The organism is Streptomyces sp. NBC_00224 (assembly GCF_041435195.1).
Classification (GTDB): Bacteria; Actinomycetota; Actinomycetes; order Streptomycetales; family Streptomycetaceae; genus Streptomyces.
The window spans coordinates 6,870,920-6,892,500 of record NZ_CP108106.1 but is presented as its reverse complement, the minus strand read 5'-3'; the positions used below and the strand labels follow the sequence as shown (position 1 = coordinate 6,892,500).

General features: G+C 72.1%; 19 protein-coding genes, 1 rRNA gene and 1 pseudogene (1 of these 21 cut by a window edge). 10 read left to right on the top strand and 11 right to left on the bottom strand.

Annotated features, from left to right (window positions below; all coding sequences use genetic code 11):
* The 5 genes from OG965_RS30745 to OG965_RS30725 form a co-directional block, all read right to left on the bottom strand.
* Window positions 1-14: ribosomal RNA gene (locus OG965_RS30745) — 16S ribosomal RNA — on the bottom strand (it extends 1,512 nt beyond the left edge of the window).
* Window positions 15-599: 585 nt separating this feature from the next.
* Window positions 600-1,007: a peptide-methionine (R)-S-oxide reductase MsrB gene (gene msrB / locus OG965_RS30740; protein ID WP_371655292.1), complete on the bottom strand. Its 408-nt coding sequence runs from the start codon at window positions 1,005-1,007 to the stop codon at window positions 600-602.
* Between the two features lie 13 nt (window positions 1,008-1,020).
* Window positions 1,021-2,412 (bottom strand): UDP-N-acetylmuramate--L-alanine ligase, encoded by a 1,392-nt coding sequence (gene murC, locus OG965_RS30735; protein ID WP_371655291.1) that lies wholly within the window; start codon window positions 2,410-2,412, stop codon window positions 1,021-1,023.
* A 179-nt stretch (window positions 2,413-2,591) separates the two neighbouring features.
* Complete coding sequence (locus tag OG965_RS30730; RefSeq protein WP_371655290.1) at window positions 2,592-3,044, bottom strand: indole-3-glycerol phosphate synthase; 453 nt, start codon at window positions 3,042-3,044, stop codon at window positions 2,592-2,594.
* Window positions 3,045-3,226: 182 nt separating this feature from the next.
* Window positions 3,227-3,991: a pyrimidine reductase family protein gene (locus OG965_RS30725; protein ID WP_371655289.1), complete on the bottom strand. Its 765-nt coding sequence runs from the start codon at window positions 3,989-3,991 to the stop codon at window positions 3,227-3,229.
* Between the two features lie 36 nt (window positions 3,992-4,027).
* Here OG965_RS30725 and zapE point away from each other — a divergent pair, with 36 nt between their 5' ends.
* From zapE to OG965_RS30705, 4 genes are all read left to right on the top strand, one after another.
* Window positions 4,028-5,098, top strand: coding sequence for a cell division protein ZapE (gene zapE, locus OG965_RS30720; protein ID WP_371655288.1), 1,071 nt, complete (start codon window positions 4,028-4,030; stop codon window positions 5,096-5,098).
* 52 nt (window positions 5,099-5,150) lie between these two features.
* Window positions 5,151-5,576, top strand: a complete 426-nt coding sequence (locus tag OG965_RS30715) for an OsmC family protein (protein ID WP_371655287.1) — start codon at window positions 5,151-5,153, stop codon at window positions 5,574-5,576.
* Window positions 5,577-5,742: 166 nt separating this feature from the next.
* The gene (locus OG965_RS30710; protein WP_371655286.1) at window positions 5,743-7,119 is read left to right on the top strand and encodes an alkaline phosphatase PhoX; all 1,377 of its coding nucleotides are present in this window, start codon (window positions 5,743-5,745) and stop codon (window positions 7,117-7,119) included.
* A 66-nt stretch (window positions 7,120-7,185) separates the two neighbouring features.
* Window positions 7,186-8,067 carry a PPK2 family polyphosphate kinase gene (locus tag OG965_RS30705; RefSeq protein WP_371655285.1) on the top strand — a complete coding sequence of 294 codons (882 nt, stop codon included), beginning with the start codon at window positions 7,186-7,188 and terminating at the stop codon, window positions 8,065-8,067.
* A gap of 25 nt (window positions 8,068-8,092) precedes the next feature.
* On the opposite strand, the gene OG965_RS30700 is transcribed toward OG965_RS30705, so the two are convergent.
* The 4 genes from OG965_RS30700 to OG965_RS30685 form a co-directional block, all read right to left on the bottom strand.
* Window positions 8,093-8,770 (bottom strand): DUF5825 family protein, encoded by a 678-nt coding sequence (locus OG965_RS30700; RefSeq protein ID WP_371655284.1) that lies wholly within the window; start codon window positions 8,768-8,770, stop codon window positions 8,093-8,095.
* 50 nt (window positions 8,771-8,820) lie between these two features.
* Window positions 8,821-10,755 carry a RiPP maturation radical SAM C-methyltransferase gene (locus tag OG965_RS30695; protein WP_371655283.1) on the bottom strand — a complete coding sequence of 645 codons (1,935 nt, stop codon included), beginning with the start codon at window positions 10,753-10,755 and terminating at the stop codon, window positions 8,821-8,823.
* Between the two features lie 232 nt (window positions 10,756-10,987).
* A complete protein-coding gene (locus OG965_RS30690) occupies window positions 10,988-12,907 on the bottom strand; it encodes an alpha/beta fold hydrolase (RefSeq protein ID WP_371655282.1) in 1,920 nt (639 codons plus the stop codon).
* Complete coding sequence (locus OG965_RS30685; protein ID WP_371655281.1) at window positions 12,904-14,217, bottom strand: MFS transporter; 1,314 nt, start codon at window positions 14,215-14,217, stop codon at window positions 12,904-12,906. Before OG965_RS30685 ends, OG965_RS30690 begins: the two co-directional genes overlap by 4 nt.
* Before the next feature lie 617 nt (window positions 14,218-14,834).
* Here OG965_RS30685 and OG965_RS30680 point away from each other — a divergent pair.
* The gene (locus tag OG965_RS30680) at window positions 14,835-15,722 is read left to right on the top strand and encodes a polysaccharide deacetylase family protein (protein WP_371655280.1); all 888 of its coding nucleotides are present in this window, start codon (window positions 14,835-14,837) and stop codon (window positions 15,720-15,722) included.
* 24 nt (window positions 15,723-15,746) lie between these two features.
* Here OG965_RS30680 and OG965_RS30675 read toward each other — a convergent pair whose 3' ends face one another.
* Both OG965_RS30675 and OG965_RS30670 read right to left on the bottom strand, forming a co-directional pair.
* Window positions 15,747-15,944, bottom strand: a complete 198-nt coding sequence (locus tag OG965_RS30675) for a hypothetical protein (protein WP_371657108.1) — start codon at window positions 15,942-15,944, stop codon at window positions 15,747-15,749.
* 148 nt (window positions 15,945-16,092) lie between these two features.
* Window positions 16,093-16,770: an AIM24 family protein gene (locus tag OG965_RS30670; protein WP_371655279.1), complete on the bottom strand. Its 678-nt coding sequence runs from the start codon at window positions 16,768-16,770 to the stop codon at window positions 16,093-16,095.
* A gap of 71 nt (window positions 16,771-16,841) precedes the next feature.
* On the opposite strand from OG965_RS30670, the gene OG965_RS30665 reads away from it, so the two are divergent.
* The 5 genes and pseudogenes from OG965_RS30665 to OG965_RS30645 all read left to right on the top strand — a co-directional run bounded on the left by OG965_RS30665 (window position 16,842) and on the right by OG965_RS30645 (window position 21,531).
* On the top strand, window positions 16,842-17,576 hold the full coding sequence (locus OG965_RS30665) for an aminoacyl-tRNA hydrolase (RefSeq protein WP_371655278.1): 735 nt from the start codon (window positions 16,842-16,844) through the stop codon (window positions 17,574-17,576).
* A gap of 132 nt (window positions 17,577-17,708) precedes the next feature.
* Window positions 17,709-18,311, top strand: a pseudogene (locus tag OG965_RS30660) (DUF4142 domain-containing protein); the annotation flags it as partial.
* A 208-nt stretch (window positions 18,312-18,519) separates the two neighbouring features.
* Entirely contained in the window at window positions 18,520-19,806 is a 1,287-nt protein-coding gene (locus OG965_RS30655; RefSeq protein WP_371655277.1) for a DUF692 domain-containing protein, read from the top strand.
* A gap of 154 nt (window positions 19,807-19,960) precedes the next feature.
* Window positions 19,961-20,707: a DUF4142 domain-containing protein gene (locus tag OG965_RS30650; protein ID WP_371655276.1), complete on the top strand. Its 747-nt coding sequence runs from the start codon at window positions 19,961-19,963 to the stop codon at window positions 20,705-20,707.
* A gap of 74 nt (window positions 20,708-20,781) precedes the next feature.
* Window positions 20,782-21,531 carry a TIGR04222 domain-containing membrane protein gene (locus OG965_RS30645; RefSeq protein WP_371655275.1) on the top strand — a complete coding sequence of 250 codons (750 nt, stop codon included), beginning with the start codon at window positions 20,782-20,784 and terminating at the stop codon, window positions 21,529-21,531.
* The last annotated feature ends 50 nt before the right edge of the window (window positions 21,532-21,581 follow it).

Here is a 21,581-nt window from a genome sequence, read left to right as displayed (position 1 = left end):
AAACTCTCCATGAATGTTTACCGGTAATCCGGTCCACACACACGAAAGAGCGGGACAGTCATGTCGGAATAAGACCGACCGTCCTCAGCGTCCTCGCTGTGTAATTGCCTGCCCGCCACAAGGGCGCACAGGACTTTTCAAAGGAACCTCCAACCCACCACAAGGGATGGGCCGGGGTTGTCAATCTGGCGTTGACTTTTGGCACGCTGTTGAGTTCTCAAGGTACGGACGCTTCCTTTGTTCCCGTTTCCGGGCCCTCCGGGCGCTTCCTTCGTTTCCGACTCTATCAGACTCTTTCGTGTCCGATTCCCGGTCTCCCAGGTCAAGTCGTTTTGTCTTTCGGGCTGTTGGGCCGTTCCGACGTCCCAGACTCTAGCGGATTTTCCGGGCGGCTCCTAATCGGGGCCGTTCGAGTCGTCCACTCCCATTCGAAATAAAATTCGGCATGCCGAAATTCATCCCGGTCGGGAGGTCGTGCTGAGTTGGGTTGCCGCAAGTCTGCGGCGGACGGCTGTCGCAGAACCGTTACGGCCCCGCGACAACTCGGAGAACACTACGCACTCCCGTATCCGACGTCAACTCGGGCCGGGCGGTCGTCGTCAGCCCTCGTCCGCCGTCAGCCGCAGCGAGATCGAGTTGATGCAGTAACGCTGGTCGGTCGGGGTCGGGTAGCCCTCGCCCTCGAAGACATGGCCCAGGTGCGAGCCGCAGCGGGCGCAGCGCACCTCGGTGCGGGCCATCCCGTGCGAGCGGTCGTCGATGAGCTCCACCGCGTCCGTGTCCTTCGGGTCGAAGAAGGACGGCCAGCCGCAGTGCGACGAGAACTTCGTCTCGGAGGTGAAGAGCTCCGCGCCGCAGGCCCGGCAGGAGTAGACGCCCTTCGTCTTGGTGTCCGTGTACTCACCGACGAACGCGGGCTCCGTACCGGCCTGCCGCAGCACCGCGTACTCCCCCGGGCTCAGCTCGGCCCGCCACTGCTCGTCCGGCTTCTCGACCTCGTACGACATCGAAGGCACTCCCTCAGCTCAACCGCGCCAGGATCTGCGGGCCCAGGTCCGTCACATCGCCCGCGCCCATGGTGAGAACGAGGTCGCCGGGCCTGGCCATTCCCGCGATCACGTCGGGCACCGTCGTCTTGTCGTGGACGGCGGTGACGTCGGCGCCGGCCGTCCCAGCCGCGTCGATGATCAGCGCGCTGGTGACGCCCGGGATCGGGTCCTCGCGCGCGGGGTAGATGTCGAGGACCACCGAGGCGTCGGCCAGCGCGAGCGCGCGGCCCATCTCGGTGCCCAGCTCCTGGGTGCGGGAGAAGAGGTGCGGCTGGAAGACCACGAGCAGTCGGGAGTCCGCGGCGGCGCCCCGCATCGCCTCCAGGTCGGCGGTCATCTCGGTCGGGTGGTGCGCGTACGAGTCGATGACCTGGACGCCCGCGGCCTCGCCCTTGAGCTGGAGGCGGCGCTTGACGCCGGTGTACTTGCCGAGGGCCGAGGCGAGGTTGTGTGCCGGGATGCCGAGGGCGACGCCGGCGGCGAGCGCGGCCACCGCGTTGAGGGCGTAGTGGCGGCCGGGGACCGAGACCGTGAAGGTCAGGTACTTGCCGCCGAGCAGGACGGTGACCTCACTGCTCAGACCGCGCGGGGTGATCCTGTGGACGCGTACGTCGGCGTGCTCGTCCGCTCCGTACGTCACGACCTTCAGGGAGGAGAGGTCGCGCACCCGCCGGGTGAGTTCGACGGCGCCCGCCTGGTCGGCGGAGATGACGAGGGTGCCGCCGGGGACGACCTTGCCGACGAAGGTCTCGAAGGAGTCGTAGATCTCGTCCATCGAGGCGTAGTTGGCGTGGTGGTCGAGTTCGACGTTGAGGACGATGGCGACCTCGGGGTCGTACTTCTGGAAGCTGCGGTCGCTCTCGTCCGCCTCGGCGACGAAGATGTCGCCGTCACCGTGGCGGGCGTTGGTGCCGGGTCCGGCGAGGTCGCCGCCGATCGCGTACGAGGGGTCGAGGCCCAGCTCGGTGAGGGCGACGGCCAGCATCGAGGTGGTGGTCGTCTTGCCGTGGGTGCCGGCGACGGCGATGGCGCGCAGGCCGCCCATGAGCGCGGCGAGCGCGTCGGAGCGATGGACGACGGGGATGGAGAGCTCGGCCGCGCGGACGAGCTCCGGGTTGTCGGCGCGGATGGCGCTGGAGACGACGACGCTGCTGGCGTCGGAGGCGAGGTGCCTCGCGGCGTGTCCGATGTGGACGGTTGCGCCGAGCGCGCGCAGGGCCTCGGCCGTGTCGGACTCCTTGGCGTCGCTGCCCGCGACCTTCGCGCCGCGCTGGGCCAGGATCTTCGCGATCCCCGACATTCCGGCACCGCCGATGCCGATGAAGTGCGGCCGTTCCATGGCGGTGGGAATCGCGGGTGCCATTGCGTGTGTCTCCCGGGGGGTGCGACGTACAGACTTCGGTTCGGCCTCAGCCTATTCGCTGGGCGGCGCTCGCCCTATTCGCCGGTCGGCGGGCGCATCGGCCGTCGGCCTGACGGGCGGGAGCCCTGTCTGCCCCGGCCTGACAGGCGTGCCGCTGCCAGGCCGCGCGCCCGGCCCCCCTACTCGCTGTGCGCCTCCTCGCTGTGCGCGAAGAGCTTCAGGACCGGGACGCCGACCTTGTGCCGGGCCCGGGAGGCCCAGTCGCGGTGGAAGAACTCCTCCACGTAGTGCGGTGCCGTCAGCACGATGACCTCGTCGGCGTTCACCTCGTCGACGACGGACCTCAGCAGGTCCAGGGGGTGGTCCTGGACGATCTGGCCGACGGCCTGACTGCCCGTGGTGCGCAGGGACTGGAGTGAGTGCTCCAGGGCTCGTACGGCGGCGGCCGGGCCCGCGTCACCGGCCTCGTGGACGGCCTCGTCGAGTTCGCCGAGGGCCACGTCGTCGATGGCGCGCAGGAGGCGGTCCTGGTCGCCACGGGGCTGCATGAGCACGACGAAGGAGACCGGCTCGTCGCCGTGCAGGGTGGTGACGAATTCCACGTCTACGGAGGTCAGGGGCTTCTCGATCATCAATACGCTTGTGAACACGACAAACGCCCTTCTCTTCACTCCGGCCGGGGCCCCGCGAGGCAGCGGGGCCTCGACGTGGTTACCCGCCCCTGCGGAAACCATCCTTCCCCGTGCCCGCACGGGGTCTGCGTGAGTAAGTGTGCCCACCGGAAGCTAACCGGAACGACAAATTCCGCTGATTGTCAGATTCGACGGTAACGCGTGTAGAGGAACCCGGCCTCTTCCAGCAGCAAGTCGAGCTGGAAGTGCTCGGGGGCGCTCACCGAGGGCCCTCCGGCGATGCGCTGAGCACTGCCCGCGGTGAGCATCGGCGACACCGTCAGACAGAGCTCGTCGAGCACTCCGGCGGCCACGAACTGGCCGAGCAGCCGGGGCCCGCCCTCCGTCAGCATCCGGTTCAGCCCGCGCCCGGCAAGCGCCGCGACGGCCCTGGCGGACTCCACGCCCGGCCCGTCGCCCGCGATCACGACCTCCGCGCCGGCCAGCTCGGCCTCGCGCACCCGGTCCGGGGGCGCGAGGGCGCCGGTCAGGATGAGCGTCGGCACCAGCGGCGAGGTGAACAGGGGCAGGCCGAAGTCCAGGTCGAGGCCGGCCGTCACCACCGCGATCACGGGGGCCGGGCCCTGGCCGGCGGCCGCGCGCCGGGCCGCGAAGGCGTCCCGCGCCCGGGCAGGGCGGTAACCCTCCTGGCGTACCGTTTCCGCACCCACCACGACCACATCGGCCAGCGCCCGCAGGGTGCCGAAGATCCGCATGTCGGTGTCGGAGGAGAGGGGCTGCGAGCGGCCCTCGTGCTGGCCCGCGCCGTCGAGCGAGGAGACCATGTTGGCCCGCAGCCAGGGGCCGTCCGTCCGGGGGTACGCGTAGGCCTCGGCCAGCGCGTCCAACGACCACTCGCCCTGGTCGGAGGCGGATGTCTGGTCGGTCACAGGGAACAGGCGTCGCATCCGTGCAGTCTTACACGGCGCTTACAGTGGGGAACTGTGTCGACCAGTCCCATAACCGAAGCGGCCCCGCTGTCGCTCTGCGCGCGCGAGCCGCATGTCCCCGCCGACCGTCTCGTGGCCGAGATGGTGCCGCCGCCGCGGTTCGACTCGGTCCGCTTCGAGACGTACGTACCGGACCCGAACCAGCCGAGCCAGAGCGAGGCCGTCAAGGTGCTCGGCTCCTTCGCGGCCAGTCTGGGCGGGGCGCACGCCACCGGGAGCGGGCGCCGCAAGTGGTTCGCCAGGAAGCCCGCCGCACCCGCCGCGCCGCGCGGGGTCTACCTGGACGGCGGGTACGGGGTGGGCAAGACCCATCTGCTCGCCTCGCTGTGGCACGCCACCCCGGCCGAGCCCGCGCTCAAAGCGTTCGGCACCTTCGTGGAGCTGACGAACCTGGTCGGCGCGCTGGGCTTCCAGCAGACCGTGCGCACCCTGAGCGGGCACCGGCTGCTCTGCATCGACGAGTTCGAGCTGGACGACCCGGGCGACACGGTCCTGGTGTCGTCGCTGCTCGGCAAGCTGGTGGAGCAGGGCGTGGCGCTGGCCGCGACCTCCAACACGCTGCCCGGCAAGCTGGGCGAGGGCCGGTTCGCGGCCGTCGACTTCCTGCGCGAGATCCAGGGCCTGTCGGCGCACTTCCGCCCGCTGCGGATCGACGGCGAGGACTACCGTCACCGGGGGCTGCCCGAGGCTCCGGCGCCGTACTCGGACGAGCAGGTCGCCAAGGCCGCGTACGCGACCGAGGGCGCGGCGCTCGACGACTTCCCCGGGCTGCTCGGCCATCTGTCGCGGGTCCACCCCAGCCGGTACGGGGCGCTCACCGACGGCGTGACGGCGGTGTGCCTCACCGATGTGCAGCCGGTTCCCGACCAGTCGACCGCGCTGCGGCTCGTGGTCCTGGCCGACCGGCTCTACGACCGCGAGGTGCCGGTGCTGGCATCCGGGGCCCCCTTCGACCGGCTGTTCAGTGACGAGATGCTGAACGGCGGTTACCGGAAGAAGTACTTCCGGGCCATCTCCCGGCTCACCGCCCTCGCTCGTGACGCGAAGGGGCTTGTGGAGCAGTAGGTTTGGCGCACAGGGGGCCGTAAACCCCCTTAGCCATCAGAAGGGATACATCATGGCCACCACGCGTACGGCGCACACGGTCTGGGAAGGCGAGCTCCTCAAGGGCTCGGGGACCGTCACCTTCGACTCGTCCGGCATCGGTTCGCAGCCGGTCAGCTGGCCGGCCCGCGCCGAGCAGGCCAACGGCAAGACCAGCCCGGAGGAGCTCATCGCGGCGGCCCACTCCAGCTGCTTCTCCATGGCCCTCTCGCACGCTCTGGCCGGCGCCGGCAACCCGCCCACCCGGCTGGAGACCAAGGCCGACGTGACGTTCCAGCCGGGCGAGGGCATCACCGGCGTCCACCTCACCGTGCGCGGCGAGGTGCCGGGCCTGGACGCGGAGGGCTTCGCCTCGGCCGCCGAGGACGCCAAGAAGAACTGCCCGGTCAGCCAGGCGCTCACGGGCACGACGATCACGCTGACCGCCGAGCTCGCCTGACGCTCCGGCTGTCCGCACGGTCGACTCTCCCCTCTTTGTTCGGCCGACTCCCCGGCCGTTTTCGGCCATGTGGAGCGACACGACCCGCATGATCCGCGTATCACCTGATCACGTGATGGATCATGCGGGTCTTGTTCGACCTGTCCGCCAACAGGGGAGTTGCCTCATGTCCGAAGCGCGAGCAACACGACGTCAGATCCTCGCCCGCACCGGCGCCTCGGCCGCCGCGATCGCTTTCACGGGCGCGGTCACCGAACTCTTCAGCGGGGGCCCGGCCGTGGCCGCCCCCAGCCGGCGCGGCTACGGGCCGCTGGTGCCCGACCCGGCCGGGCTGCTCGATCTGCCGGAAGGATTCCGCTACCGGGTGCTCTCGCGCGAGGGCGACCCGCTGCGCTCCGGCGAGGGCCGGGTGCCCAGCAACCACGACGGCATGGCCGCGTTCGCGGGGCGCCGCGGCGGCGTCCGGCTGGTGCGCAACCACGAGAACCGGGTCACCGCCGCGATCCCGGTCCCGCATGTCGAGGGGCTGGTGTACGACCCGATGGGCAAGGGCGGGTGTACGGCCCTGGAGCTCGACGCGGAGAACCGGGTGCTGTCCGAGCGGGTCGCCCTCAGCGGCACCGCCGTCAACTGCGCGGGTGGCCGCACCCCTTGGAACACCTGGCTGAGCTGCGAGGAGACCGAGGACCGGGCCGGTACCAACGGGTACACCAAGGACCACGGCTACATTTTCGAGGTCGACGGCGCCGACCCGCGCCGCACCGGGGCCGTACCGCTCACCGCGATGGGCCGGTTCCAGCACGAGGCGATCGCGATCGACCCGCACCGCGGTGTCGTGTACGAGACCGAGGACGCCTTCGACAAGCCCTTCGGGCTCTTCTACCGCTTCCTGCCGGAGCGGCCGCTCGGCGGCACGGGCTCGCTGCGCGCGGGCGGCGCCCTGGAGGCGATGCGCGTCCCGGACGTGCCCGATCTGTCGGTGGTGCAGGAGCCGGGTGCGTGCTTCGACGGGATCGAGTGGGTGCCGGTGCCCGACCCGTCGGCCCGGCAGACACCGGTGCGGCTCCAGGACTTCGGCCGGCGCGGCATCACCCACGCGCAGAAGCTGGAGGGCTGCTACTGGAGCGGCGACTGCGTCTACTTCGTCTCCAGCTACGCGCGCGTGGCGGAGGGCTCGGGCGCCGACCACTTCGGTCAGGTGTGGCGGTACGAGCCGAGGCGCCGCCGCCTCACCCTGGTGGTCGTCTTCGGCCCGGCCACCGACGTCCAGCTGCCCGGCGAGTCCCCGGACAACATCACTCTCGCGCCCGACGGCGGGCTGATGGTGTGCGAGGACGGCAACGGCGCCCAGCACGTCTTCGGACTGACCCGGCGCGGCGAGGTGTACGCCATGGCGCGCGGACGCCAGGACATCGGGAAGCCCGGAGCCCCCGAATGGGGCGAGTTCGCGGGGGTCACCTTCGCCCCGGACGGGCGCACGATGTACGTCAACTGCTACACGCCGGGAACGACCTTCGCGGTGACGGGGCCCTTCGCCCACTAGCGCCCGCGCTCGCGCCGCGTCGCGTTCCGTCGCACGATCGAGGGAACCGACCGTAAGGGGTGCGCAGTGGCCAAGCAGGGCAGCACAGGCGGCAAGGGCAAGAAGAAGCCCGAGCAGCGGGATCTGCGTCGGCTGCTGCGCGTCCCCGGGGGCAAGCGCGTCGACCTTGCCTCCTGCCCGGCCGACGCCACCCCGGCCGGGCCGAAGGACAAGGCGGAGGGGCTGGCGGCGACCGCCCGGATGGGCGACGAGCTCGCCGGGCTGCAAGAGCGGCTGTACGCGGCGAGCACGGCGGGCGACCGGCGCCGGGTGCTGCTCGTGCTCCAGGGCATGGACACCAGCGGCAAGGGCGGCACGGTCAAGCACGTCATCGGTCTGTTCAACCCGTCGGGCTGCCGGATCAAGGCGTTCAAGGCGCCCACCCAGGAGGAGCTCAACCACCCCTTCCTGTGGCGGGTCATGCGGGCGCTGCCGCAGCCCGGCGAGATCGGCATCTTCGACCGCTCGCACTACGAGGACGTGCTGATCGCCCGGGTCCGCGAGCTGGTCCCGCGCCGCCAGCTGGGCCGCCGCTACGGGCAGATCAGCCGGTTCGAGCAGTCGCTCGCGGACGACGGCGTGAGCGTCATCAAGGTTTTCCTGCACATCAGTTACGAGCAGCAGCGCCGCCGGCTGCTCGAACGGCTCAGCAACCCGGACAAGCACTGGAAGTTCAACCCGGGTGACATCGACGAGCGGGCGCTGTGGCCCGCGTACCAGGAGGCGTACGAGACCGCCCTGGAGCGGTGCTCGACGGACGCGGCCCCCTGGTACCTGGTGCCCGCCGACCGCAAGTGGTACCGGAACTGGGCGGTCAGCCGACTCCTCCTGGAGCATCTGCGGGAGCTCGACCCGCAGTACCCGAAGGGCGACTTCGACGTGGAGGAGTGCCGGAGGCGGCTGACCTGACCGGAATGGATGACCTGACGGCTCGTCAGATCGCCATGGCCTCCTGGATCCAGCGGTTCACCCGGTACGGCAGCCACCACGCCAGGTCACCCACCTCCAGGACCAGCTTCTCGGAGAGGAAGTCGGCGAGGACGGCGGGCGGCACCGAGTCCGCCGGGGCGCCGTAGACCAGGGCCTCGATGACCTCGTGGTACTCGGGCTCGTCCGCGGTGAAGCGGCGCAGGTCGCCCCAGCGGCGGTCGCGGATCTGGACGAAGCCGGGCCCCTGCCGCCACAGGCACTTGCACAGGTAGTGGCCGTCTCGCCACAGGCGCAGCGCTTCGGCCGCGTCGGCGGGCCCCTCCAGGCGCTGCGGCGGCTGGATGTGGCTCAGGACCTGCCAGGCGTCGGCGTCCGCCGCCGGGTCGAGCCGCAGCTTCCACTCGACGAGCACGGCGCGGGCCGTCAGGTCCCGCACGAGGCTGAGGGCGCGTACGGCGTGGTGGGCGGCGCCCGGGGTGCGCGTGTCGGCGAGGTCGACCGGCTCCGCGAGGCGGACGCGGCGCACGCCCGTCTCCCACAGCCGGTCGGCCTCCTCCCCCATGGGGCCGGTCAGTTCGAGGTCGCCCAGGTGCATCCCGGGCAGGGCGCAGGCGTCGGGGTCGTAGTCGCGCCAGGCGGCGACGGTGAGGGCCGCGGTGCGCGTGGTGAGGGCGGTGCTCATCGGGCTGGTCCTCCGGCTCGTACGGTCTTCGCGGTCGGTGGTCGTCGCCGTCATACGTGGGCGGGCTCGGGGCGGGCGGGCTCGGCCGCGTCGAGGGCGGCGTGGGCGTGGCGCATGAAGTCCAGGCGCAGCAGGTCCTCGTTGACGGCCGAGGGCGCGATGTGGACGTACTGGCCGCTGTCGGTGAAGACCAGGCCGAGCGCGAGCCAGGAGTCGAGCAGGCGCTGCACCTCGCTCTCCTCGCGGGCGTCGCCCTTGGCACGGGCGGCGGCCTTGCGGGTGAGGGCCGCGGCCGTGTGCGGCTGGTCGAGGAGGCGGAAGGCGACCAGCTCGTACGGGTCGGTCAGCTCCATCGCGCGCCACGCGAACGTCCGGCGCCGGCTGACCAGGACGATGCGGTCGCCGAGGTCGGTGTGGGTGAGGCGGGCGTCCGCGTGGTGCTTCTTCCAGGCGTCGATGGCGTTGTTGAGGGCGGTGACGGTGGGTTCGCCGATGCCGCGCTGGGGGGCCTCGAAGACGTACGCGAGGTCGTAGAGCTCCGACTCGGGCAGGTCGTAGGTGAAGCGGTAGTGCTCCTCGGGGCGCAGGCCGTCGAAGCCGAGCTCGGGGCGGTTGAAGTAGGGGCTGAAGCGCTCGATGGCGATGCGCGCGGACAGGTCGACCGGCGGGTTGAGGTGTTCGAGCGCCGGTATCTGGGCGATCACCGGGTCGTAGTCCTCGGCGGTCTCGCCCGGGAAGCCGTGCAGATAGTTCCAGGCCACCGAGAGCCCGGTCTCGGCGCCGTCGCGGAGCATCCGGACGTTCTGGCAGCCGCTGACGCCCTTGTCCATCAGGTCGAGCACCCGGTTGTTGAGGCTCTCGATGCCCGGCTGGACGTAGATCAGTCCGGCCTCGGCGAGCGTACGGAGCTGGCTGCGGCGCATGTTCGCCTTGATCTCGATGTGCATGCGCAGGTCGTAGCCGCTCTCGATGATGCGGGGCAGCACCGTGGAGAGGTAGCCCATGTCGAGGATGTTGTCGACGAGGTACATGTCGAGGACGCGGTGGCGGCGGGCGAGCTCCATGATCTCCGAGTAGAACGTCTCGGGGCTCTTGGAGCGGTACTGCATGAAGGAGCCGTTGAGGCCGCAGAAGGTGCAGTGGTGCTTCTCGCCCCACCAGCAGCCCCGGGCGCCCTCGACGACCAGCTTCGGCTCGACCCAGTTGCGGGCCACCGAGGTGCCGAGCCGCTCGAAGTAGCCGCTGTAGTCGGGGGGCAGGATCGCGACGGGCGGGATCGGGCTGGTGGCCATCGGGTTGACCACGACCGTGCCGTCGGCGCCGCGGTGGCACAGGCCCGGCACGGCGGCGAGCGCGGCCGGGTCGGCGCCCTCGCCGAGGGCGGTGAGCAGCTGCGGGAAGGCCGTCTCGCCCTCGCCGCGGATGACGTGGTCCACGAACGCGAAGTTGCGGTGGACGGCCTCCCCCTGCTCGCCGTCGCAGTTGGCGCCGCCCATCACGGTCACGATGTGCGGGGCGAGCCGCTTGACGTGCCGGGCGGCGGCGAGGGCCGCGGTGTTCTGCTGGAAGGTGGAGGTGAAGCCGACGACGTCGGGCGCGTACGCGACGATCCGCTCGGCGATCATCTCCACGAACTCCGGTACGACACGGTGCAGTTCCTGTGACATACGCAGCCGGGACTTGCGCAGCTTGCCCTTCATCGCAGCCGCGAACTCCTGGTCGCGCCAGGCCGGGTCGTCGTAGAGGGCGGAGGAGAACACCCAGTCGCCGCAGCCCATGAAATAGGAGGAGAGCGCGTAGTACTCGTAGTCGTCGGCGGTGAATTCGGTGCGCTCGGTGATCCAGTCGGTGAATTCGAGATTGGCGTGCAGCACTTCCGCCTTGGCGCCCGGCACGCGTTCGTCGACGCTGCGCTTGAGGATTCCCAGGGCCAGCGACGGCAGGTCGATCGGCGACCAGGGCATGTTGACCAGCAGAACACGCATGTCGGCTCCTCGCGGGGTACGGCGACGTAAGGGAGAAAAGAGCGGTAGGGGTGTACGAGAGGTAAGGAAGAAAGGGCCCTGGTGGCGGCCCCGGGATCCCGGGGCCGCACCGGTCGGCCCGGCGGTCGAAACCGCCGGGCCGACCGGCAAGGATCAGTCCTCTTCGCCGTCCTCGGCGTTACGGAACGGAACCTTGATGGTCACGCCGACGCTCGGCTTGCGGTTCTCCTCGTCACCCGCGAGCGGGTCGTTCTGGATGATGTCCTTCTGCATGGGAACTCCTCTCATCGTGTCGGGTGGTGCTTGTTCCGGCGGGGGCCTTGGTGCGGACCCGTCCGGAATCCCCGCTCCGGTCCGAGCGGGGAGTCTTGGGGGCGGCCGCGCGGTCCGGGCCGCGCAGCTCGCGGTCGAGGAAGACCACGGCGCGGCGCAGGACCGCCACGTGGTCGTCCGCCTGGTAGCCGTCGTGGCCGGTCTCCAGCCACATCGACTCGTGCGGTACGCGCGCGTGGCGCAGGGCGGCGAGGTAGTCGCGCACCTGGCCGGGCGGGCACTTGGCGTCCCGGGTCGCGGCGACGACCAGGAGCGGGGCCCGCACGGCGGCCGCGTACCGCAGGGGCGAGCTGCGCTCGTACCGCTCGGGCACCTCGTCGGGGGTGCCGCCGAACAGCCGCTCGTCCAGGGCGCGCAGGGCCGGGGTGCTGGTGCGGTGGGCGGCGGCGCAGTCGGCCACCGGCTTCACCGCGACGCCCGCCTGCCACAGGTCCGGGCGCAGCCCGAGGGCGAGCAGGACGAGGTAGCCGCCCCAGGAGGTGCCCCACAGCCCGGCCGCGTCGGCGCGGACGACGCCGCGCGCGACGAGGTCCGCGCGCACCGCGGCCAGGTCGTCGACCTGGGTGAGCCCGACGCCCTGGCTGAACGCCCGGCGCCAGCGCGGCCCGTAGCCGGTGGACCCGCGGTAGTTGACGCGGACGACGGCGAAGCCGGAGGCGACCAGTGAGTGGACCACGCCGTCGTAGGCGTCCCGGTCGTGGTCGGCGGGCCCGCCGTGCACCAGGAACACCGCGGGAGCGGCTCCCCTGCGGCCCTCGGGCAGGCTGAGCAGGCTGTGCACCGGGCCGTCGGGGCCGGGCGTCCACAGGTCCCGGTGCTCGCCGGGCACCGGGGCGGGGATGCCGTGCGTGGGCGGCAGCGGCGTCCCGGCGGTGGAGCCCATCCGGGGCGGGTTCGCGGTATCCGTCCAGAGGTAGTGGACGTCGGTTCCGGCGCGGGGCGCGGCGTCCAGGAGGGTGCCGCGCGGCGCCGGAACCGGCTCGACCGTGCGTTCGCGCAGGTCGACGCGGTGCAGCGTGCTGCGGCCGTGGCGGTCCTGGCGCACGAGGACCGAGCGGCCGTCGGGGTGCCAGCGGGCGGTGATCTCGGTGTCGAAGGCGCACCAGGTGTGGGTGGTGACGCCGGATGCGGATCCGGATCCGGGGTGCGGATCCGCATCCGCGTGCCAGCTCGCCAGCAGATAGTGGTCGTCGGCCTCGCGGACGAGGAGCAGTTCGGCTTGGTCGCCACTGGGGGCGAAGCCCAGGGACCAGAGTCTGCCGTGCGGGCCGTCGCCGGGCAGCACCGCGCGCGTGGTGCCGTCGTCGGACAGGACGGTCACGGCCCGCGCCGAGCCCGCCGCGCCGCTGACGGCGAGGAGGCGGCCGTCGGGGGTGATGCCGGAGAGGGTGACGTGGCCGTCGACGCGCGTCACTTCGCGGGCCGGGCCGCCGCGCGGCCCGATGTGGACGGCGGTGGTCCGGGCATCCCCGAGGCCCATCGCGACCGTCGCGTTGTCGCCGACGGCGAGGCCGCGCGGCTCGCCCGGGGCCGGCCCGGTCAGGCCGGGGCGGTCGGCCCCGCCGTCGAAGGGCTGGAACCGCCAGTGCCCGGCGCCGTGTTCGTCCTCGTCGAACCACCACACATGGCCGTCGCGGTCGACGGCGTGGTGGAAGGTGCCGTGCGGGCGATCGGTGACCTGTCGGGTCCGTCCGGTCCCGGCGTCCCAGGTGAACACCTCGCAGCGGCCCTCGGCGTCGCCGGTGAACGCCATCCGCGCCGGGTCGGCGGCGCACACCTCGGGCAGGGCGGCCCGGTAGACCTGGTAGCGGCCGGTCATACGGCGGCCCCACGCGCCGGGACCCGTACGTACGTCGTCCAGCAGGCGAGCAGCGTGAGCACCGCCGCGCTCGCGACGGCGGGCGCGGCGGTGCCCGCGCGGGACGCGCACACTCCCGCGACGACGGGCGCGAGGGCGGCGGAGCCGCCGACGGCGGTGGCGAGGACGGCGGCGGTACGGGCCTGGAGGGCGGGTGGGGTCTCCTGGATCGCCCGGGACTGGAGCACCACGGTGACCAGCGGCATCAGCAGGCAGAACACCCCGAACAGAGCGCCGTACGTCCAGGGCCCCTTCGCGGTCGCGAGCGCGGCGGCGAGCGGCACCAGCAGCCACGAGACGGTGACCAGGAGCCGGGTCGCGCTGATCCGGCCCGCGACGCGGGGTGCGGCCAGCGACCCGACGAGCCCGGCGGCGCCGGAGAGCGCCAGCACGAGACCCATCGGGGCGCCCCCGTGGCCGCCCTTCTGGAGGGTGAAGACGGCGCCGTAGTACAGCGCGACGATCACGCCGTTGACGGTGGTCGTCCAGATCAGGACGAGCCGGAGGAAGGGCGAGGTGCGGACGAGCGCGAGCCCGGCGCCGAGTTCGGCGCGGAGGGCGGGGCGGCGCGGGGGGCTTTGGGCGGGGTCCGCCGGGCTCTGGACGCCGGGGCCGACGACGCGCGCCGGCTCCCCTGACGCTCCCCCGGGCTCTCCCTCCCCCGGCCGCAGGTCCGACTTCAGCGCGCCCACGCACACCGCCGCGACGGTGTACGACACCGCGTCCGCGACGAAGGGCAGGGCGCGGGAGGCCTGGTAGAGGGCGCCGCCCAGGGCCGGGCCGAGGATCAGCGCGCTCTGGTCGGCGGCCGAGAGCCCGGCCACCACACGGGGGGTGTCGACGGGCGGGGCGATCAGGGCCACGGTGCCGGCCGCGGCCGCCTCGTACACGGCGGTGGAGAATCGTTCCACCAGGACCGCGCCCAGGAGCAGGGCGAGCGGCGGACGGCCCGCGGCGGCGGCGACGGCCACCCCGCCCATGGCGAGCGCCGAGACGACGGCGGACCAGAGCATCACCGGTTTGCGTGCGCCCCGGTCGGCGGGCACGGCGGCGAGCGGGGCGAGGAGCAGCCCGGCCGCGGTGGACACGCCCGCGACGAGCCCGACGGTCGTGGCCGAGTATCCGAGGCCCAGGAGCAGCAGGGGCAGGACGACGCCGGAGGCCTGGCTGCCGAGCGCGTCGGTGGCGCTCGCGCACCAGAACAGCCGGACGTCCCGGGACAGCGGCCGACGGACGACGGCCTTGCCGGGCGCCGCGGTGACGGAGCCCATCAGCGCCCCACGGGCAACAGAGCCAACTCCGACGACTGCGGTAACAGCCCCGTCAACGCCGAAAACCCTGGTTCACGCACAGCCACCCCACAGTTGGTCAGGTTGCGAAGAAAGTGTGCAGGATTCGAAACGAGCGGGAGCCTAACCACGGGTCCGGCGGAGCGACAAGGGTCCTGCCGCCGAGGCCGGAATTGAACTCTGTAAGCGCTCGGCAAAGAAACCGATTGCTCTGTACGGGTTCCGGCGCCGGTGGAGGCTCTTACCGACTCCCTTGCGGGAAAAGGGGAATGACCGCGTCCCCCGCGACCGGGGTCGTCGGCCGGATCCGGCGCCCTCGCTTCGCTGCGGCGAACACCCCGTCCGAACACGCCGAATCGTGCAGCCCCGCCGGCATATTCACCTTCCCTGCGGCGAACCGGACCCGGCGCGCGCACGGCGGACGGCCGACGCGCGGCCGGGCGCGGGCGCCCCGGCGAGGCGACTCGACGCACCCGAATACGCTCCTGGGCGCCGGGTTCTCGGAGCGGTTCCGTCCGGTTCACTCATTGGCCGGAAACGTATGCGGCCCGACGGCGGCGCACACCGTTGCTCAGCGAATGATCGGATAGTTTCCAACCGTGACCATTTCTGTACGAAAGCTGCTGGCGATTGCCGTTCTCGGTGCCGCGCTCGCGGGCTGCAGCTCCGATCCCGCCCCCGCCGACCGTGGCGCGAAGGCGGCGCCGGGCGCGAGCAAGCCGTCCGCCGCCCCCGCGGCGCCCCCCGCCTCCCCCACCCCGCAGGCCCTCCGCCAGGCGCCCACCCTCGCGCCCGGCCCCGGCGGTCTCACCCCCGTCTTCAGCCGCGCCCCCAAGGGCGGGCAGAAGGTCGTCGCGCTCACCTTCGACGCCGACATGACCGCCGACCAGGGGCCGCGCGCGGCGAGCGGCGAGCACTTCGACAACCCCGCGCTCATCGCCGATCTGCGGCGGCTCAAGGTTCCCGCCACGATCTTCATGACGGGCCGCTGGGCCGACGAGTACCCGGCCGAGGCACGCGCCATCGGGGCGGACCCGAACTTCGAGGTCGCCAACCACTCGTACAGCCACTACGCCTTCAAGTCCCCCTGCTACGGGCTGCCGGTCGTCGGCAAGGACGAGATGCGCACCGATGTCGAGAAGGCGACCGCCTCCTTCAAGAAGGCGGGGGTGCGCAACGCGGTGCCGTACTTCCGCTTCCCCGGCGGCTGCTACAACGACGAGGTGCTGCGGACGCTGGCCCCGCTGAGGATGACCGCGGTGCAGTGGGACGTGGTGAGCGGCGACGCGTTCGCGCACGACGCGGACGCGGTGGCCGAGCAGGTCCTCGCCGGGGTGAAGCCGGGCTCACTGGTGGTCATGCACTGCACCCGCAGCGCGGCGCCGGTCACCGACCGGGCGGTCCAGCGGATCGTGCCGGAGCTGCGCAAGCGCGGCTACCGCTTCGTGAAGGTCTCCGACCTCATCGGCTCGGCCGCCAAGAGGTAGGCCCTGGGGGGCGAGGCCCCGTGGTCAGCCGGAGCAGGCGGTGCGCTGCGCCTCCTGCCACTCGCACACCGGGCAGAGCGTGATGCCCTTGACCGACTCCGGGTACTCGGTCGGCTCGCGGCACAGCACGCACTCGGCGTACGGAGGCCCCTCGGCCGGGGCGGGCCGCGCGGGGGCGGCCGGGGCGCAGTACGTCTCGTCGGCGACGTCTGTACGGTCCATGCGGTCCATATCCACGAGGGTAGTCATCCGCGCCGGACACTGGGCGTGCAGACGCCTGCCCCGGTGCCGTTGGTGCCCGCGTGCGGTTCCAGGTCGACCCCGGGCAGCACCCAGGGGCCGCCGATCCCGTACCGGCGGCCCACCGACCTCAGTGCTGCTCGGCCTTCTTCGGGGTGGCCTCGCTCGGGCGGACGATGACGTAGCCCTCGCCCTGGAGCATCAGCTGCACGGCCTCGCCGGAGCCGCCGCGGATCATCGAGCCGATGGACTGCGAGCGGTGCAGCGAGGTGCTCAGGTTCGCGGTCCAGCCGACCACCGCGTCGGTGTCGACGTACACGGGCTGCTGCGCGGTGACCGGGATCACCAGCGGGTTGCCCTCGCAGACCAGGCCGAGCCGGCCCCAGCCGGTGAAGACGCTGTTGAAGAGGCCGCCGCCGGCGATGCCGGAGCCCTTGACGGTCTTGATCTCGTACGTGAGGGACGCGTCGAAGCAGAGGACGTTGCGGCCGTTGACCGTCAGGACGTCGCCCTGCTCGATGTCGACGATGAAGCAGTTCTGCGCCTCGTGCGCGAACCACGCCTCGCCCTGGCCCTTGACCGCCATCAGGGGCAGGCCCTCGCCGGTGACGGCGCGCTTGAGCATGCCGCCTATGCCCTGGCCCCGGCGCTCGAACTGCAGGTTTCCGCGGTAAGCGATCATCGCGCCTTGGCGCGCGAGCATCTCGCCGTTGACCGCGTACTTGATGGACTTGGCGTTCTGCAGGGTCATTCCGGCCTCGGTGGCCGGCTGCGCCATGTGCCCCGCTGAGAAAAGATCGCTCTTCATGCCGGGCATCCTGTCCCGGAAGGATTCATTCCGCCAAGAATCCGGGAATCGGCGGCTGGCAGACTGGTCGCGTGAGCAGTGACGAAACCCCCGAGACCCCCGCCCCGAGCCCGTTCCACCAGGAGTCGAACGTCCGCGACGAGGCCCCTCAGTACGTCCTCCCGATGGTCGTCCGCATCGAGAAGACGGAGCCGCCGGCCCGCACCGACGCGCTGGAGACCGCGGCCCGGGCCGTCCTGGTGATGCTCAGCGACGAGCGGTCGCTCGGCGACGGCGAGTGGGCCCAGGCCATGCGGGACTGGCAGGACGCCAGGATCCGCAAGGTGGTGCGGCGGGCGCGCGGCGCGGAGTGGCGCAAGGCGTCGGCACTGCCGGGCATCACGGTCACCGGGAAGTCGGCGGAGGTGCGGGTCTTCCCGCCCGTACCGCTCGACGGCTGGCCCAAGGAGCTGGCCAAGCTCCAGGTCTCCGGCACGGACCTGGACGACCCGGCCGGGCCGGGCGACCCCGACCCCCTCGCGCCGGTGCTGTGGCTCAACCCGGAGCTCGACATGTCGGCGGGCAAGGCGATGGCCCAGGCCGGCCACGGGGCGCAGCTCGCGTGGTGGGAGCTGTCGGAGGCGGAGCGCACGGCCTGGCGGGAGACGGACTTCAAGCTGTCGGTACGGGTGGCGCCGCGCGAGGAGTGGGCGGCGCTGACGGCCGGCGGGCTGCCGGTGGTCCGGGACGCGGGGTTCACGGAGATCGCGCCGGGGTCCTGCACGGTGGTGGCGGACCATCCGGCGCTGCGGGGCCGGCTCGGCTGATCGCGGACCGGTTCACGGCGCCGCTGAACGCAACACGCGTCCCGCCCGTACCTCCCGGTACTGCCAAGTTGCCTGCCTGGGAGGCATGTTGTGGGACGCATCCGACGGACGGACCGGACCGAACGGGTCGGGATCCTCGGCCGGTTCAACGGAACGGCACTGATCATCGTGGCGCTGGCCGCCACCATCGGGGCGCTCGCCTTCCCCGTCTGGTCGTACGCCGACCGGCTCGGGACGGACCGGTCGAACCTCGACGCGGCGTCCGTGTCGACCCGCTGGGGCCCGCTCTCGCCCACCGACCGCGAGTTCATCACCAAGGTGCGCCTGGCCGGGCTGTGGGAACTGCCCGCCGGACAGCAGGCGCAGGAGCGGGCGCCGAGTGCGGCCGTCAAGGCCACCGGGGACCATCTCGTGATGGGCCACACCTCGCTCGACAAGCACGTCCGGGACGTCGCCTCGCAGCTGGGCGTCGAGCTGCCCAACCAGCCCAACGAGCAGCAGCAGGGGTGGCTCAAGGAGCTGACGGCGGCGCAGGGCCGCGACTACGAGGTCAAGTTCGCGAACCTGCTGCGGCGCGCCCACGGCAAGGTCTTCGGCCTGGTCGCCGAGGTCCGCGCCAACACCCGCAACTCACTGGTCCGGGACCTGGCCCAGGACGCCAACCAGACGGTGCTCGACCACATCAACATGCTGGAGTCCACGGGCATGGTCGACTACGACTCGCTGGCACAGAAGTAGCCCGGAAGCAGCCCAGCAGTAGCCGGGCCTGGGCCGGCGTCGCCGGCCCGGCCGCTCTCCAACCCCACTGGTCGCCCTCCAACCTCAAATGAAGCTCTGAAGGTGGGGCGCGGCGGGTTGGCCGGGGCGCGCCGGGGCCATGACCACTCCACCATCACGTCCCTGTGTCGCGACGTGCCACGAACACCACGCCGGGGAGGCGACCATGGAGCTGGGCATCGGCATCGGATGGCGGCCCGAGATCGCCGACGCGATCGAGCGGCTGCCGGGCGTCGACTGGGTGGAGGCGGTGGCCGAGAACCTCTGCCCCGGCCACCTTCCCGAGTCGCTGCTACGGCTGCGGCGGCGCGGGGTCACGGTCGTGCCGCACGGCGTGTCGCTGGGCCTCGGCGGCGCCGACCGGCCCGACGCCGGGCGGCTGGCCGATCTGGCGGCACGGGCACAGGCGCTGTCGGCTCCGCTGGTCACCGAGCACATCGCGTTCGTACGGGCCGGGGGCGCCCTCACCGCGTCGCCGCGCCTGGAGGCCGGGCACCTGCTGCCGGTGCCGCGCACCTGGGACGCGCTTGAGGTGCTCTGCGAGAACGTCCGCATCGCGCAGGACTCCCTGCCGGTGCCGCTCGCCCTGGAGAACATAGCGGCGCTGGTGAACTGGCCGGACGAGGACATGACGGAGGGCCAGTTCCTCGCGGAGCTGGTGGAGCGTACGGGCGTGCGGCTCCTCATCGATGTGGCCAACCTCCACACGAACCGGGTGAACCGGGGCGAGGACCCCGCGAAGGCCCTCTCCGAGCTGCCGGTGGAGGCGATCGCGTACGTGCACGTCGCCGGGGGCGTCGAGAAGGACGGCGTGTGGCACGACACGCATGCGCATCCGGTGGGGGCGGAGGTGCTCGACGTGTTGGCGGAGCTCGTGTCGCGGGTGACGCCGCGAGGGGTCCTGCTGGAGCGGGACGACGCGTTTGGGCCGGAGGAGGAGTTGGCGGGGGAGCTCGGGGCGATTCGCCGCGTGCTGGCGGGGGCTCCCACCGCGGGGCCCGCGGCTCCTGCGGGGCTCCGCCCCGCCCCCCGCTCCTCGGACGAACAGGGGCCCGGGACGGACGCCCGGCTGCGCCTCGCGCTCGCGCAGGCCTCGCTCCTCTCCGCGCTCGTCGCCGGCACCCCCGTCCCGTACGGGTTCGACGCCACCCGGCTGCGCGTCCAGGCGCGGGCGCTCGCGGCGAAGCGGGCCGATGTCGTCGCGAAGGTGGCGCCGGAGCTGCCCCGGATCCTCGGGGACGCGTACCGCCCGGCGTACCTCGCGTACGCCAGGAGCCGCCCCATGGGCGACGGCTACCGCCGCGACGCCCTCGACTTCGTGGAGTCGCTGCTCAGGGAGGACCTCGACGGCGACGTCGCGCGGCAGTTGGGCCGGTGGTGGAAGGAGCGGGCCGGCGTCCGGCCGCAGGGGCGGGCCGCCCGCTTCCTGAAGGGGCTCGTCCGGGCCGCCTAGGCGAAGCCGGGCAACCTAGCACCCGACTTCGACCATTGGGGCGAACTCGCCCAACCCGTGATGGCCCCCACACCATCTCATCACCGTTTTCCTCAAAAGACTCCCCGGATCACCCGCCTCCGCATTACCGTGCGCACCGCACTTGGAGGCTTTCATGCGTCGGATAATTCTTTCCGGTACCGGCTTGGTCGTCGTCGCCCTGACCGCGACCATCGCCGCCCTGCTCTTCCCCATCTGGTCCTACGCCGACCGCTCGGGTACCGGACTCGCCAACCTCAACGCGGGTTCCGTGCCCACCCGCTGGGGGCCGCTGTCGGCCGCCGACCGGGACTTCGTCGTACGGGTCAGACTCGCGGGGCTGTGGGAGCTGCCCGCCGGGCAGCAGGCCGTCGAGCGGGCGCCCAGCGCGGCCGTCACGGCCGCGGGGCACCACCTCGTCGACGGGCACGCGTTCCTCGACGCGCGCGTGCGCGAGGTCGCGGCCCAGCTCGGGATGGAGCTGCCGGACCAGCCCAACGCCCAACAGCAGGGGTGGCTGCGGACCTTGACGGCGGAGAGCGGCACCACGTACGAGAAGGACTTCGCCAACATCCTACGCTCGGCGCACGGGAAGGTGTTCTCGCTCGTCGCGCAGATCCGGGCCAACACCCGCAATTCGCTGGTGCGCGCCCTCGCCGACGACGCCAACACGACCGTCCTGGACCACATCCGGATGCTGGAGGCGACCGGCCTCGTCGACTTCGACGCGCTGACCCGGGACAGCGTCGCGGGCACCACCGCCTCCCCGAGCGGACCGCCCCCGCCCACCCCGGGCGCCACTCCCCCGCCCCCCGTACCGGTCACCCCGTCGTTCCCGCTGCCGCCCGCCGCCAGCCGGGCCAACCCGACCGACACTCCGTAACGAACCGATAACTCCATGTCCACATCATGGGAAAGGCATGGCGCCGAGCTGCCCGTTTCACATACAACTCGGCCATGTTCTGGGTACTTTTCCTGGTCGCCGCGTGCCTCGCGTCCGCCGTCTCGTGTGCGCGACTCTGTCTCGCCGCATCCGCCGCGGCCGACCAGGGCCCGGTCACCCGGGACCCGGAACTCGGCCTCTCGCTGTACGAGGCCGCGTTCCTCGCGGGAGGCCCGTTACGGGTCACCGACCTGACCCTGGTCACCATGCACCGCGCCCGCCGGCTGCTGCTCGCGCACACCGGCTGGGCCACGGTCGTCGACCCGGAGGGCCGCGACGACCTGGAGCGGTCGGTGATCGGCGCGATAGGCCCGGGCGGACAGGCCCGGATAGCGGCGATACGGCCGACCGCGGCCGCCGCCGACGCGGTGCACGCCCTGGCCGACCGGCTGGCGGCCGCCGGGCTCGCCGTCCCGGACGCGACCAGGACGGGCGTCACGGCCTCCGTGCGGGCCGTACGCGGCGCGGCGGCACTCACTCTCACCCTGGGCCTGATCGCGTTCCTGATGCCCGGTCAGGACCGGGCCACCCAGGCCGAGATCGCCGCCTGGTTCTCCCTGCCGATGGTCCTCACCCTGGGCTGCCTCTTCATCGCCCGCTTCGAGGTCCATCCGCACACCCGCTGGGCCTCCCCCGACGGCCAGCGGCTGCTCGGCCGCATCGACCCGGCCGACGACCCGCTCACCGCCGTCGCGGTACGGGGCGTGAGCGCGGTCGACGACCCGGCACTGCGGACCGCCCTGGGCGGCGGACGCGGACTTTGATCCCGGCGCACCGCACGGCGGTGCTTTACTTCGCCAATTACTCAGCTAAT

What these genes read in the sequence shown, in the direction of transcription:
- msrB (WP_371655292.1), bottom strand. Translation starts at nt 1,007, where the DNA reads ATGTCGTACGAGGTCGAGAAGCCGGACGAGCAGTGGCGGGCCGAGCTG.
- murC (WP_371655291.1), bottom strand. Translation starts at nt 2,412, where the DNA reads ATGGCACCCGCGATTCCCACCGCCATGGAACGGCCGCACTTCATCGGC.
- OG965_RS30730 (WP_371655290.1), bottom strand. Translation starts at nt 3,044, where the DNA reads ATGATCGAGAAGCCCCTGACCTCCGTAGACGTGGAATTCGTCACCACC.
- OG965_RS30725 (WP_371655289.1), bottom strand. Translation starts at nt 3,991, where the DNA reads ATGCGACGCCTGTTCCCTGTGACCGACCAGACATCCGCCTCCGACCAG.
- OG965_RS30715 (WP_371655287.1), top strand. Translation starts at nt 5,151, where the DNA reads ATGGCCACCACGCGTACGGCGCACACGGTCTGGGAAGGCGAGCTCCTC.
- OG965_RS30710 (WP_371655286.1), top strand. Translation starts at nt 5,743, where the DNA reads ATGTCCGAAGCGCGAGCAACACGACGTCAGATCCTCGCCCGCACCGGC.
- OG965_RS30700 (WP_371655284.1), bottom strand. Translation starts at nt 8,770, where the DNA reads ATGAGCACCGCCCTCACCACGCGCACCGCGGCCCTCACCGTCGCCGCC.
- OG965_RS30695 (WP_371655283.1), bottom strand. Translation starts at nt 10,755, where the DNA reads ATGCGTGTTCTGCTGGTCAACATGCCCTGGTCGCCGATCGACCTGCCG.
- OG965_RS30690 (WP_371655282.1), bottom strand. Translation starts at nt 12,907, where the DNA reads ATGACCGGCCGCTACCAGGTCTACCGGGCCGCCCTGCCCGAGGTGTGC.
- OG965_RS30685 (WP_371655281.1), bottom strand. Translation starts at nt 14,217, where the DNA reads ATGGGCTCCGTCACCGCGGCGCCCGGCAAGGCCGTCGTCCGTCGGCCG.
- OG965_RS30675 (WP_371657108.1), bottom strand. Translation starts at nt 15,944, where the DNA reads ATGGACCGTACAGACGTCGCCGACGAGACGTACTGCGCCCCGGCCGCC.
- OG965_RS30670 (WP_371655279.1), bottom strand. Translation starts at nt 16,770, where the DNA reads ATGAAGAGCGATCTTTTCTCAGCGGGGCACATGGCGCAGCCGGCCACC.
- OG965_RS30655 (WP_371655277.1), top strand. Translation starts at nt 18,520, where the DNA reads ATGGAGCTGGGCATCGGCATCGGATGGCGGCCCGAGATCGCCGACGCG.
- OG965_RS30650 (WP_371655276.1), top strand. Translation starts at nt 19,961, where the DNA reads ATGCGTCGGATAATTCTTTCCGGTACCGGCTTGGTCGTCGTCGCCCTG.
- OG965_RS30645 (WP_371655275.1), top strand. Translation starts at nt 20,782, where the DNA reads ATGTTCTGGGTACTTTTCCTGGTCGCCGCGTGCCTCGCGTCCGCCGTC.